Origin of the sequence: Kitasatospora sp. MBT66, from assembly GCF_000710405.2 — a bacterium.
Classification (GTDB): domain Bacteria; phylum Actinomycetota; class Actinomycetes; order Streptomycetales; family Streptomycetaceae; genus Kitasatospora; species Kitasatospora purpeofusca.
The window spans coordinates 6,567-17,505 of record NZ_JAIY01000012.1 but is presented as its reverse complement, the minus strand read 5'-3'; the positions used below and the strand labels follow the sequence as shown (position 1 = coordinate 17,505).

Annotated in this window: 8 protein-coding genes and 1 pseudogene; 5 read left to right on the top strand and 4 right to left on the bottom strand. The window is 73.7% G+C overall.

Annotation, left to right across the window (positions count from 1 at the left end; all coding sequences use genetic code 11):
• Nucleotides 1–2,636, bottom strand: a 2,636-nt coding sequence (locus BI06_RS32510) for a hypothetical protein (RefSeq protein ID WP_233290384.1), incomplete at its 3' end; no start/stop codon positions are given.
• A 111-nt stretch (nt 2,637–2,747) separates the two neighbouring features.
• A complete protein-coding gene (locus BI06_RS32505) occupies nt 2,748–3,548 on the bottom strand; it encodes a response regulator transcription factor (RefSeq protein WP_082558844.1) in 801 nt (266 codons plus the stop codon).
• Between the two features lie 166 nt (nt 3,549–3,714).
• On the opposite strand from BI06_RS32505, the gene BI06_RS32500 reads away from it, so the two are divergent.
• Nucleotides 3,715–5,184: a hydrolytic protein gene (locus tag BI06_RS32500; protein WP_082558843.1), complete on the top strand. Its 1,470-nt coding sequence runs from the start codon at nt 3,715–3,717 to the stop codon at nt 5,182–5,184.
• Between the two features lie 377 nt (nt 5,185–5,561).
• Here the strand turns inward: BI06_RS32500 and BI06_RS48665 are convergent, their stop codons facing one another.
• Nucleotides 5,562–7,286 (bottom strand): DUF4157 domain-containing protein, encoded by a 1,725-nt coding sequence (locus BI06_RS48665; RefSeq protein WP_051742433.1) that lies wholly within the window; start codon nt 7,284–7,286, stop codon nt 5,562–5,564.
• 221 nt (nt 7,287–7,507) lie between these two features.
• On the opposite strand from BI06_RS48665, the gene BI06_RS32490 reads away from it, so the two are divergent.
• The gene (locus BI06_RS32490) at nt 7,508–8,011 is read left to right on the top strand and encodes a hypothetical protein (protein WP_043474344.1); all 504 of its coding nucleotides are present in this window, start codon (nt 7,508–7,510) and stop codon (nt 8,009–8,011) included.
• 95 nt (nt 8,012–8,106) lie between these two features.
• On the opposite strand, the gene BI06_RS32485 is transcribed toward BI06_RS32490, so the two are convergent.
• Complete coding sequence (locus tag BI06_RS32485; protein ID WP_043474342.1) at nt 8,107–9,078, bottom strand: LuxR C-terminal-related transcriptional regulator; 972 nt, start codon at nt 9,076–9,078, stop codon at nt 8,107–8,109.
• Between the two features lie 395 nt (nt 9,079–9,473).
• Here BI06_RS32485 and BI06_RS32480 point away from each other — a divergent pair, with 395 nt between their 5' ends.
• From BI06_RS32480 to BI06_RS51460, 3 genes and pseudogenes are all read left to right on the top strand, one after another.
• Nucleotides 9,474–9,674, top strand: a complete 201-nt coding sequence (locus BI06_RS32480; protein WP_043474340.1) for a hypothetical protein — start codon at nt 9,474–9,476, stop codon at nt 9,672–9,674.
• A gap of 79 nt (nt 9,675–9,753) precedes the next feature.
• On the top strand, nt 9,754–9,975 hold the full coding sequence (locus BI06_RS32475; RefSeq protein WP_030394862.1) for a hypothetical protein: 222 nt from the start codon (nt 9,754–9,756) through the stop codon (nt 9,973–9,975).
• A gap of 174 nt (nt 9,976–10,149) precedes the next feature.
• Nucleotides 10,150–10,939 (top strand): annotated as a pseudogene (locus BI06_RS51460) (hypothetical protein); the annotation flags it as partial.

The following is a 10,939-nucleotide window of genomic DNA, read 5'->3' as shown; positions in this document are numbered from 1 at the left end:
GGGGCGGGCGGCAGCGGGGCCGGCGGGGCGGGCGCGGGCACCGGGGTCGTCGGCGGATCTGCCGTCGGTGTCGGGGTCGGGGTCGGGGTCGGGGTTGCCGTCGGGGTCGCTGTCGGCGTCGGACCGGGTGTCGGCGGGGCCGGCGCCGGGAGTACCGGCACCACGGTCCGGCCGGTGTTGTCGCTGGGACGGGGGTCGAGGACGGCACCGGTGACCGACCAGTCCAGGGGCTGGTCACCGGGCTCGACCCCGGTGACGGTGACGGTGACCGGCACGGTGTCGCCCGGGCGCAGCACGCCCAGGGCGCAGACCAGCGCCGCCGCGTCACAGGTGGCGCCGGGCGCGGTGAGGCCCGTGACGGTCACCCCGAGCGGGGGCGCGACGGTCAGCCTCGTCCCGGGCGAGGCGGCCGGGCCGTGGTTGACGACGTCCACCCGGACGGTCCCGGACTCGCCCGCGGTGACCGGCGCGGTCGTACCGGGTGCCTGGACCGCGAGGTCCACGGACTGCTGGACGCCCGGTTCCTTCTGACGGCCCGGCAGTCCGGCGGTGAGCGGGGTTCGGGCCCCGGAGGCCACGTCCACCAGGGACAGTTTCTCCGGGCTGTTGGCGGCCAGGGCGGCCCGGGAGCTGATCACCAGCGTCCTGCCGTCGGAGCTCCAGGCGGCGTCGCGGGGCTGGAAGGGCCCGGTGGCGGTGGTGTCGGGCAGCTCCCGGCCGCAGGCCCCCGGCCGGTCGCGGGCCGCGTCGGGCAGCAGCACCCGGCAGGCGCCGCCCGCCGCGGCGGCCAGCAGGATCCCGTTGCGCTCGTCGACCCGGCCGGCGCCGTTCTTGCGGTTGAAGGCGACGGTGGTGCCGTCCGGTGAGAACGCCGGGCTGTCGTCGATGACCTCGCAGGCGCCGGGGCAGTGGGCGGCGCTCAGGTCGCGCTGCCGGTCCAGCCGGTCCACGGGCACGGTCCACACGTGCTTGTTGCCCCCGCCGCCGTTGATCACCTGGTTGCGGGTGAACGCCAGGGTCGTGCCGTCGGAGGACCAGGTGGGCTGGGCGTCGCCGCCCTGGAGCTGCCCCTCGGGCGGGACGATCACGCCCCGGAGCGCGCCGGTGGCGGCGTCCGCGATCAGGATCCGTCCGGGACCGGAGGCGCCGCCGACCCCGCCGGGCGAGGTCCGGGTGAAGGCCAGGTACCGGCCGTCCGGGGAGAACGTCGGATCGGTGTCCCAGTCCCTGGGGCCGCGGCCCGCCAGCGGGAGCGCCGTCGGGCCGGAGCCGTCGGCGTCCGCGATCCAGATCCGTTCGATCCGCCCGGCCGGCAGGTCCGGTCCGGCCGGTGCGTCCTCGAACCGGGTCAGCACGATCCGGCGCCCGTCGGGCGTGTAGTTCTGCCGCTCGGTCCACGGGTCGTACCCGGTGGCGGGCCGGAACAGCGGGTCCTTCGCCGGATCCGTCTCGGTGTCGGCCGCCGGGTCCTCCTTCAGGACGGTCCGGCCGAGGTCACGGGGGTCGGAGCCGTCCGGCCGGACGTCCTGCAGGGTCACCACGTGCGGGCCGTCCGCCGAGACGCGTTCGACCACCGCGCCGCCGCCCTGGAGCGGGCCGAGCCAGGTGGCCGGTCCGACCTCGCGGTCCTCGCTGAGCACCACCGCCGGTTCGTCCTCCGAGAGCGCCTTCACCCGGAAGACGTGGTCCCAGTCGCCCTCGCAACTGCACGTCCGGTCCGGACTGAGGAAGAGCAGGTCGTTCCCGTCGGGCAGCCAGCTTGCCCCGTGCGTGCGCCACTGTGCCCGCGGGCCCGCCAGCAGCGGCCCGCCGGTGCGCCCGTCGGTCCACCGCAGCCGGGGCCCGTCCGGTCCGGTGGCGGTGTACGCGATCCGGTCCCGGGTCGCCGGCCCGTCCACCGGGTTCCACACCGGCTCGGTGCCCGCGCCGTCGGCGGGGTCGGAGACCCGGGTGGCGGGCCCGCCCCGGAGCGGCCGGACGTAGACCTGCCGGCCGGCGGCCCGGTCGGCGTCGGAGGAGTACGCCAGCCGCGTGCCGTCCGGCGAGACGGTGGGGTGCTCCTCGTTCGCGGGGGTGTCGGTCAGCCGGGTGAGGCCGGTGCCGTCGGTGCGAACCAGCCACAGGTCGCGCTGGGTCCCACCGGTCCCGGCGGGCCGGGCCGCGTCGAAGACGACCGACCGGCCGTCCGGCGTCAGCCGCGGGTTCGCCGCGTCCAGACCGCTGGTCAGCCGGTGCACCGAGCCGTCGGCGGAGCGCAGGTAGATCTGCGGGGACTGCTCGTCGCGGCGGCTCGCGAAGACCAGCCGGTCGCCCAGGGCGGCGGGCTGGACGTCGAAGTGCGCCGGGCCCTCGCCGAACAGCGGGGGGCTCGTGGTGTCCGTCGCCACCCGGCCGAGGCTCCGGTGGCGGGTGCCGGCGTACGCGATCCGGCTCTCCCCGGCATCGGCCGCCGCGGCCCCGGTCCCGCTGCCGGCCGCGGCGGGCCGGTCCCCGGTGCTGCCCGGGCCGGCGGCCGTCGTCATCGCGAGCAGCGGCACCAGCAGCAGCAGCGCCGCACCGGCCCTGCCCCAGCGGTGTCGCCGACGGCCGGAGCCACCCGTGCCCATCACGGTCCACCTCACAGTACGGTCCAGCATCCATGTCCGACGCTGCCACCCTGCCGGGCCGCGGCCGCGGACCGGCAGGGCCCCGGGGCCGCGCCCGGGGGAAGCACCGGCTGCGCTTTAGGGCAGCCGGTGCCGGTCCGGTCAGATCAGCCCGTTGCGCAGCGCGTAGCCGACGGCGTGGGAGCGGTTGCGCAACTGCAGCCGGGTGATGACCTCGTGCAGGACGTTCTTGACGGTCCGTTCGGAGTACGAGGTGTTGCGCGCTATCTCCGCGGTGTCCAGGCCCTCCGACACCAGGCGCAGCATGTCCGCCTCGCGCGGGGTCAGCGTGGACAGGGACGCGGCGTGCGGGTCGAGGGCCGACCGCTGCAGGCTGCCGACGTGGTCGAGCAGCTTCGCGAGCAGGTCGCCGGGCAGGACGCCCTCACCGTTCGCCATCGCCAGGACCAGCCGCAGCAGGTGGTCCTGGTCGGCCTCCGCGCGCCGCAGCACCGCGGTGACCCCGCACTCGATGGCGCGTTGCAGGGCGTCACCCGAGTCGAAGGTGCCGACCACCAGCCCGGTGCGGGTGGCGGAGTTGTGGCGCAGCCGGTACAGCAGGGCGGTCGTCTCGTCGTCCACGCTGTCCACGGCGACGAGCGAGACCCGCGCCTCGTGCAGGTGGGCACCGTCGACCAGTTCCACCTCGGGTCGCTGGCGCAGTTGCTGGACGATCCCGACGTGCAGGACCGGGTCCGAGGCGTAGACGGCCACGGTGACCCGCCCGCCGGGCTCGCCGGCCGCCGCGTCGTGGGCGGCCAGGGCGCGGGCGGGGCCGTGGGCCGGGACGTGGGCTGCCGAGCCGCGGGCCGGGGCGCGGCCCTGGGGCGGGACGCTCGGCCGCGCGGTGCCGGTGCCGGTGCCGGACGGGTGGACGGTGCCGATGAGGTCGGTGGGGAGCATGAGGCGTACCTGTTTCGTGATGCGTATGAGGGATGTACTGCGGGAGCTAAGGGCAACAGAGCCTCTGAGCAGGGGAGTTGGGATGGGTTCTTCGGGGCATCGGGGCTGCCCGGGCCTTGCCCCCGCGCCCGTGGAGGCGGGCCGGGCGGCGGCGTAGCGTCGCGGCGTGACAACTCCAGCAGCCACTCCCAGCTCCGGCGCGCCCGGCCTCGACATCCCGTCGGTGACGGTGACGCCGGGCGGTACCGCGACCACCAGCCTGACCGTTCGCAACGACGGTGACATCGTGGAGGCGTACCGCCTGGAAGTCGTCGGTGACTGCGCTGCCTGGACGACGGTCGAGCCCGACCGTGTCTCGCTCTACCCCGGCACCTCGGAAACGGTGGCCATCCGCCTGGCGCCCCCGCGTTCGTCGCGGGTGCGGGCGGGCGAGGTGCCGCTGGCCGTACGGGTCCTGCCCACTGAGCACCCCGAGGCCGTCAAGGTCCCCGAGACCACCGTGCGGGTCGAGGGATTTCGGCAGCTCCGGGCCGAGAGCGCTCCCAAGCGCCGCCGCGGCTGGCTGCGCGGACGATTCCGCATCGCCGTCCGCAACGAGGGCAACCGCCCCGTCCAGGTGGGATTCACCCCGGCCCAGCCCGGTGAGGAGCTGAAGTTCGACGTCAGCCCCGCGGCGCCGAAGCTGGAGCCGGGCGAGTCGGCGGAGGTGGCGCTGCGGGTCCGCACCGGGAAGCCGGTGTGGTTCGGGAAGCCGGTCACCTGGCCGTTCACCGTCACCGTGGCGGAGATCGTGGCGGAAACCGTGGCCAAGGCCGGAACGGAGACCGTCGCGAAGGCCGGGGCGAAGGCCGGACCGGAGACCGCGGCGAAGGCCGGTATCCGGGCCGACGGCGACGGTGCGGACGCGAGTGCGGACGTGGCCGAGGACGACCGGGAACGGCCGCGGCCGGAGGCCGAGTTCGTCCAGATACCGATCTTCCCGACCTGGCTGCTGGCGGTCCTGGCGGCGCTCCTCGCGCTGCTGCTGGCCTGGTTCCTGCTGGTGCGTCCCGCCGTGCGCAGCACCGCGAGGGAGGCCGCCGACCAGGCGGTCCAGCAGCAGGCGACCTCCAGCGAGGCGCCGCTCGTCGGCCGGACCCCGGCGGCGGGATCCGGGCAGCAGCCGAGCTCCGGCCAGCAGCCGGGCTCCGGGACCGGGAGCGCCCTGCCCGGGGCGGGCGCGGGCGGTACCGGCACGGGCACGGGAACGGGCAGCGGCGTCGGGACCGGACCGGGCGGCGGACAGCAGAGTTCGGCCACCGTCGACCAGACGACGGCCGGCGGGGAGACCAAGGTCGGCAGCTACACCGTGCCCGCGGGCAAGGCGTTCGGGATCACGGACATCGTCGTCGCCAACTTCCAGGGCGACGAGGGCGTCGTGACGATCGCTTTCGGCGACCGCAAGATCACGACGATCGCGCTGGAGACGTTCCGTAACCAGGACTACCACTGGGTCACCCCCATCAGGATCACTGAGAACCAGACCGTGACGGTCCAGGTGACCTGTGCGAAGCCGGGCACTCCGGCCACTGGCGTGCAGGCCCAGGAGTGCCACGAGGTCCTCAACGTGAGCGGCGTGTTGAGCGACCTCAGGTGAACAGATGCCGTACGCATCGTCTGTCAGGTTGTGCCGTGAGAAAAGGTGAGCCTCAGTCATTCCGGCTGAAAACCGACGGTTCGGACGCCGAGGAAGCGCCCTGCTCGTGACCGTACATCCTCATTTCGGCGGCCCCGGGCGGCTTCGGCGTGACGTTCGAATGTGAACCTGACGGTTATACAAATAAGGCCGGATCCGATCCCTCCCCGCGCCCGCCCGACCGTTCGGACGCCTACCAGGCAGGACAACAGCCGTCCCAGGAGTGTCGGCGAGTACCGGGGGCCGGCCCGCGTCACGGGCCGGCCCCCGTCGGATGCCGGTGCGCGTCACGGGCCGGCCCTCGTCGGATGCCGGTGCGCGTCACGAACCGGTGCGCGTCACGAACCGGTGCGTGTGCGGGCCGAGTCGCCGGCCAGCGACCGGTCGTGCCGGTACGCCTCCTCCGCCCAGTTCGCAAGGTCCCGCAGCTCGGCCTTGAGCTCGTCCCAGGTCTTCATCAGGGAGCCCATGGTCCGGATCTCGAAGGGGACCATCATGGCGCCCTCCTCCTCGTGCGGGGCGATCTGGTTCATGCCGCCGAACACGCTCTGCTGAGGGATCTGGGGGACGCCCTTCAGCGTCGACTCGGCGAAGGAGAGGAGGGACACCGGGAGGCCGTCGATCTCCCGGGTGGCCTCGTCGCGGAACTCCAGGCTCGCGCTGCCGTCGCCGGGATCCTCCTGGAACTGTGCGAGCAGGTCGACGATCGCCTCGCTGTTCGTCGACAGGAAGTCCTGGAACCCGGGGTCGAGGAGCGCGCGGACGTCCGTGAGCTGCGAGCGGGACAGTACGACCGTCAGGTTCTTGATCTGGCCCTGGTCCTGGTCCTGCGCGAGGTAGTCGGCCATGGCCGCGACCTGCATGAAGAACAGCTGGCTGTAGCCGTCCAGGGCGTCCGTCTCCAGCCGCTTGCGCTTGCGCGCCGACTCCTGACGCTGCTCGTACCGGGCCACGACCTGCTCGGCGAACGTCTTCGACTGCGAGAGCCGGAACCGGGCGCGGGGGAGCGGCGCCCCCTGGGCCTGGGGAGCGGCCTCCCGGAGGTGGTCGAAGAACATCGGCATCCCGGCCAGCGGCACACCGACCGAGTAGTGGACGAACAGCCCGTCGCCCATGCCCGGGGCGCCGGCGTAGTCCGGGAAGTCGAGGTCCGGGGCGATCCGGGCGTCCTCCCCCGCGGGCAGGATCTCCAGCTGCAGGCCCATGCCCGCCAACGGGGTCTTCCCGGTCTGCTGGTAGAACGCCTCGCGCACCGCCCTGATCTCGTCGACCATCTGCTCGAGGGTCTCCGGCCCGGACTCGCCGGCGGTGCCGACGACCGCGACCGCTCCGGTCACGAACTCCAGGTTCGAGTAGGCGACGCCGTCTCTCAACGACCGCGAGTCGGAGACCAGCTTGAAGTCGGCCGCGGTGCTCTGGGCCAGGTCGGTGTCGCCCTCGTACTTCTCGCCCCTGGAGTTCTCGACGGGCATGTCGACCTCCGTCTCGAACCCCAGCTTCCGCTGCACGGCGGGCTCGGCGGCCCCCGCGGCGTGGCCCGGCTCCGCCCGCCGGACCGCCTCCGGCCCGCCGGCCGGGCGCGCCATCACCCGTCGAGCGTTGGCCTCGGCCTCGCGCTCGAAGGAGTCACGGGGATCGCTGACCCGCAGTCCGTCGCCCCGGTCGGTACCGGCGACGGCCCCGTTCCGCTGCTGGATCACATGGGTCAGCTCGTGCGCGAGGGTGTGTTTGTCGCCGCCCCCGTGCCCGATGACGACGTCCCGGCCGGACGTGTAGGCCCGCGCGCCGATCTCGGCGGCCGACCGCTGGGCGGCCGCGCCGGTGTGCAGCCGCACATCGGAGAAGTCCGCCCCGAGCCGCCCCTCCATCTCCGCGCGCACCGACCCCTGAAGCGGCCGCCCGGCCCCCCGCAGCACCTCGTGCACCCCGGACCGCTGGACGGGGTCCGAGTCCTGTTCCCCCCGCCCGCCCCGCGCCATCCGGGCCACCACCGCGTTGCCGATGCTCCGCTGCAGCTCACGGGCCTGCTCCGGGGACAGCACCTCCGCCACGGGCCCGCTCACCCGCGTCTCCCGGGCCCTGCGGTCACCTCCGCCCGCCCGCTCGCCGCCGTTCCCCCCGCGATCGTCCGCCCTCGCGCGCACTGGCCCTCCCGGTCGCCCACCACTGCCTTGCCTCTCCTCCCTACACCGCCGCCACCCGCCGCTCCCATCCCCGAAAGTGCACCCCCGGGGCCGTACCCCTGCCCGACCCGGGTGGTCCCGCGCTGCTACGGTCGGGCGCTATGAGCTGGCTCCCCGACGACTTCGTCCATCCCGTCCTGGTACCGCTGCCGGGCGGTGGCCACCATCTGCGTCCGATCCGCGAGGCGGACGCCCCGCTCGACTATCCGGCGGTGATGGGTTCGCGCGAGCGGCTGTGGACGATCTTCGGCCCGGCCTGGGGCTGGCCCGCGGCCACCATGACCTACGAGGCCGACCGGGTCGACCTCCTGCGGCACGAGAAGGAGATCGCCGCACACCAGTCCTTCAACTACGCGTTGTTCGACACGGCGGAGACAGCCCTGCTCGGCTGCGTCTACATCGACCCGCCGGAGAAGGCCGGCGCGGACGGCGAGATCTCCTGGTGGGTGGTGGACGAGCTGGTGGGCAGCGAGGTCGAGCAGGCCCTCGACGAACTGGTGCCGCGGTGGATCGCCGCCGACTGGCCGTTCGAGCAGCCGCGCTTCCTCGGCCGGGAGATCTCCTGGACGGACTGGCTCGCCCTGCCGGAGCACCCCGGCGCGTGAGCAGCGCCCGGGTGCTGCGCTCGCGGGGGCGTCAGTGGCCGCCTCCGCGAGCGCGGTTCGGCGCCGCACGGTCGTGACCGGGGACGCCGCCGGTGTCAGAGCCAGCCGTGCTGGGCGGCTTTGATGCCCGCCTCGAAGCGGCTGGTGGCGTTGAGACGTTCCATGATCGAGGCCATGTGGCGGCCGACGGTGCGGGAGGAGATGCCGAGCCGCTGGCCGGCGGTGTCGTCGGTGAGGCCGGTGCCGAGCAGGCGCAGGAGGTCGCGTTCGGTGGGGGTGAGTCCGCTGACGGGGTCGTCGGGAGCGGTGGCGCCGAGCGGGACGGCGGTGTTCCAGGCCTGTTCGTAGAGGTCGAGGAGAGCGGTCAGGATGCCGGGCTCGGTGACGTGCAGGGCGCCCTTGCGGGTGTCGTCGGGGTCGATCGGGACGAGTGCCTCGGTCCGGTCGACGATGACGACGCGTTGGGGGACGGTGGGGGCGGTGCGCACCTCGCCGCCCCGGCCTAGCAGCCAGTGGGCGTACTGGGCGGCGTGCGGCTGGTGGCGGTTGGAGTCCTGGTAGAGGGTGCGGATCGCCACTCCGCGGGCGAGCGCCTCGGCGTCGGCCGGGCGGGAGGCGGTGAGGTCCTCGGGTCGCTGGGTGCCGGGCTGGCTGCTGAGGACCTCGCGGGTGGCAGCGCGGCCCATGAGCTCCAGGCGGCGGTGGATGGCGTCGAGGCCGAGCAGGCGTTCGCCGTGGGTGGCGTGGTGCTCGGCGCGGTCCGCGACCATGCGGGTCACGGCGGCGCGGGAGGCGGCGAGGGCGGCCTGGCGCGCGGCGAGATCGGCTTCCTGGCGGGCGACCATGTCGGCGAGGCCGACGGCGGGGTCGACGGCCCGCATCCTGCCGGGGTGTTCGACGGAGGCGCGGATCAGCATGAGGGTGCCGAGCTCGTCCAGGGCGTCGTGGAACTGGCCGGGGGTGAGCCGGATGCGGGCGGCGAGGGCGTCGATGTCGTCCGTGGGGCGGTCCAGCAGGGCCTGGTAGACCTGGCAGGCAATGGACGAGAGGCCGAGTGCCTCCAACATGGTTCCCCCCGGAAACGTGTGGCGGACATGCACGACGGTGCACGAAACGTCACTGATGATTCCAGTGGGGCCCAGTTGCACACAAGGGTCGACCTGTCCCGCCTGCGGCGGCTTTCACCGGTTTGACCAGCGGATTCCCCTCTGCGTCGACCGTCCGGGTGCGGCGGGTGCGGGAGACCTGCCCGAGTGCTCGCATGTCATGAACATGACTGCTTTGTCCGGCGTCGGACAGTCCGGTTCGCGACAGCCGTACCGCCTTCCGGTGGGCCCTGCGGCAGGCCAAGCTGGTGATCGCCGCCGGAGGAACCGGCCGGACGGCGAACCGGAACGAGCGTCAACCGCGGGACGCCGAACCGGAACTCCCCGTCTCGTCAACGTCGTTCAGGAGAACCACCATGATGCGCACCCACCTGGTCAAGGCTGCCGCGGTCACTGCCCTCGGCCTCGCCGCCCTGTCCGCGGCCCCCGCAGTCCTCGTCCCGAACGCCCCCACCGCCTCCGCAGCTCCCGTCACCGTCACTCCTCCCGCCGTCACCCCCGCTCCCGGCTCCCCGGTCGGCACCGTGCCCACCGACGACAGCCTCGGCTGGGGCTGACCCCTCCTTGGACGTTGTCTACGCCAGCCTGAGGCGCAGGGACCGTGGTGCGGTCGCATCGGAGGAAGCGAGCGAGGTCGTGGGCATCCTGTGGGCCCACGCCCTGCCCGGTGACGCGCTCCAGCACATCACCGCCCGCAGCCAGGACGACCGGGTGGACCTGCTGCTCTACCTCCTCACCCGCCCTGCCGACGGCCCGTCGGACCCCGTCGCGTCCGCGCACACCCTGATCGCCCGGGGCCACCGCGCTTCACCTCTGCTGTCCCGCCGCTACCACCCCTTGGTGCCGGACACCTGCTGATCGCCCGTCATCGGCCGGCCGAACCGCCGACGGGGCCTTCGCCCCGACCGCTGCCCCGGCCTTGCGCACGCCGACCGCTGTTCCTGCAGGACAGCCGTCCGTCGACACCCGCCCGGGCCGCCCCGCGCGCGCCGTGCCGCGTCACCACCCCATCCCGCCACAAGGAGATTCCGCATGCCTTCCTCCCTCCGCTCCAAGCTGACCCGGCTCACCCTGGCCGCCGCCGTCGCCGCCTCCGGCGCGATCGCCACCACCGCCGTCACCGTCGCCACCGCCGGCACCGCCCAGGCCGCGTCCTCGGTGGGCGGCCAGATCACCCGCAGCGAGGTGCTGGCCCGCGCCAACGACTGGTACAACCGCAACATCCAGTACGACCAGGACGCCTCGGCCACCGACGTCGGCGGCCGCTACTACCGCACCGACTGCTCCGGGTTCGTCTCGATGGCCTGGCACCTGGGCAACAGCGAGAACACCGACAGCATCGACGTGCGGTCGCTGACCACCCGCGTCGCGCTGACCGACCTCCAGCCCGGCGACGCCCTCGACAACGACCCCCACGACGGCAACATCCTCCGCTCGGGCCACATCGTCCTGTTCGACCACTGGATCGACAGGTCCGCCGGAACCTTCGCCTACATCGCCGAGTCCAGCGCCGCCAACGACATGCAGAAGGGCACCGCCTCCATCTACGGCGGAGACATCGGCGGCCACCCGGCCGGCGGCTACTTCGGCCTGCGTTACAACAACATCACCGGCGCGAGCGCCTCCGCCGGTACGGAGTCGGGTGGGGCGGGTCGGGTTCGGTGGGCGGACTTCGACGGTGACGGTCGTGCGGACTACGTGATTCTGAACGACAACGGTTCGGTGCGGGTGTTCCTGAACAAGGGTGGTGACGGGCACGGGGGTTGGAACGACCTCGGTCAGGTGTCCACGGGGATGACCTCGGACCGTTCCCGGGTGCGCC

Bases quoted from the DNA above. Each gene is read 5' to 3' on its own strand.
- BI06_RS32505 (WP_082558844.1), bottom strand. From the start codon at position 3,548: ATGCTCCCCACCGACCTCATCGGCACCGTCCACCCGTCCGGCACCGGC.
- BI06_RS32490 (WP_043474344.1), top strand. From the start codon at position 7,508: ATGAGCTGGCTCCCCGACGACTTCGTCCATCCCGTCCTGGTACCGCTG.
- BI06_RS32485 (WP_043474342.1), bottom strand. From the start codon at position 9,078: ATGTTGGAGGCACTCGGCCTCTCGTCCATTGCCTGCCAGGTCTACCAG.
- BI06_RS32480 (WP_043474340.1), top strand. From the start codon at position 9,474: ATGATGCGCACCCACCTGGTCAAGGCTGCCGCGGTCACTGCCCTCGGC.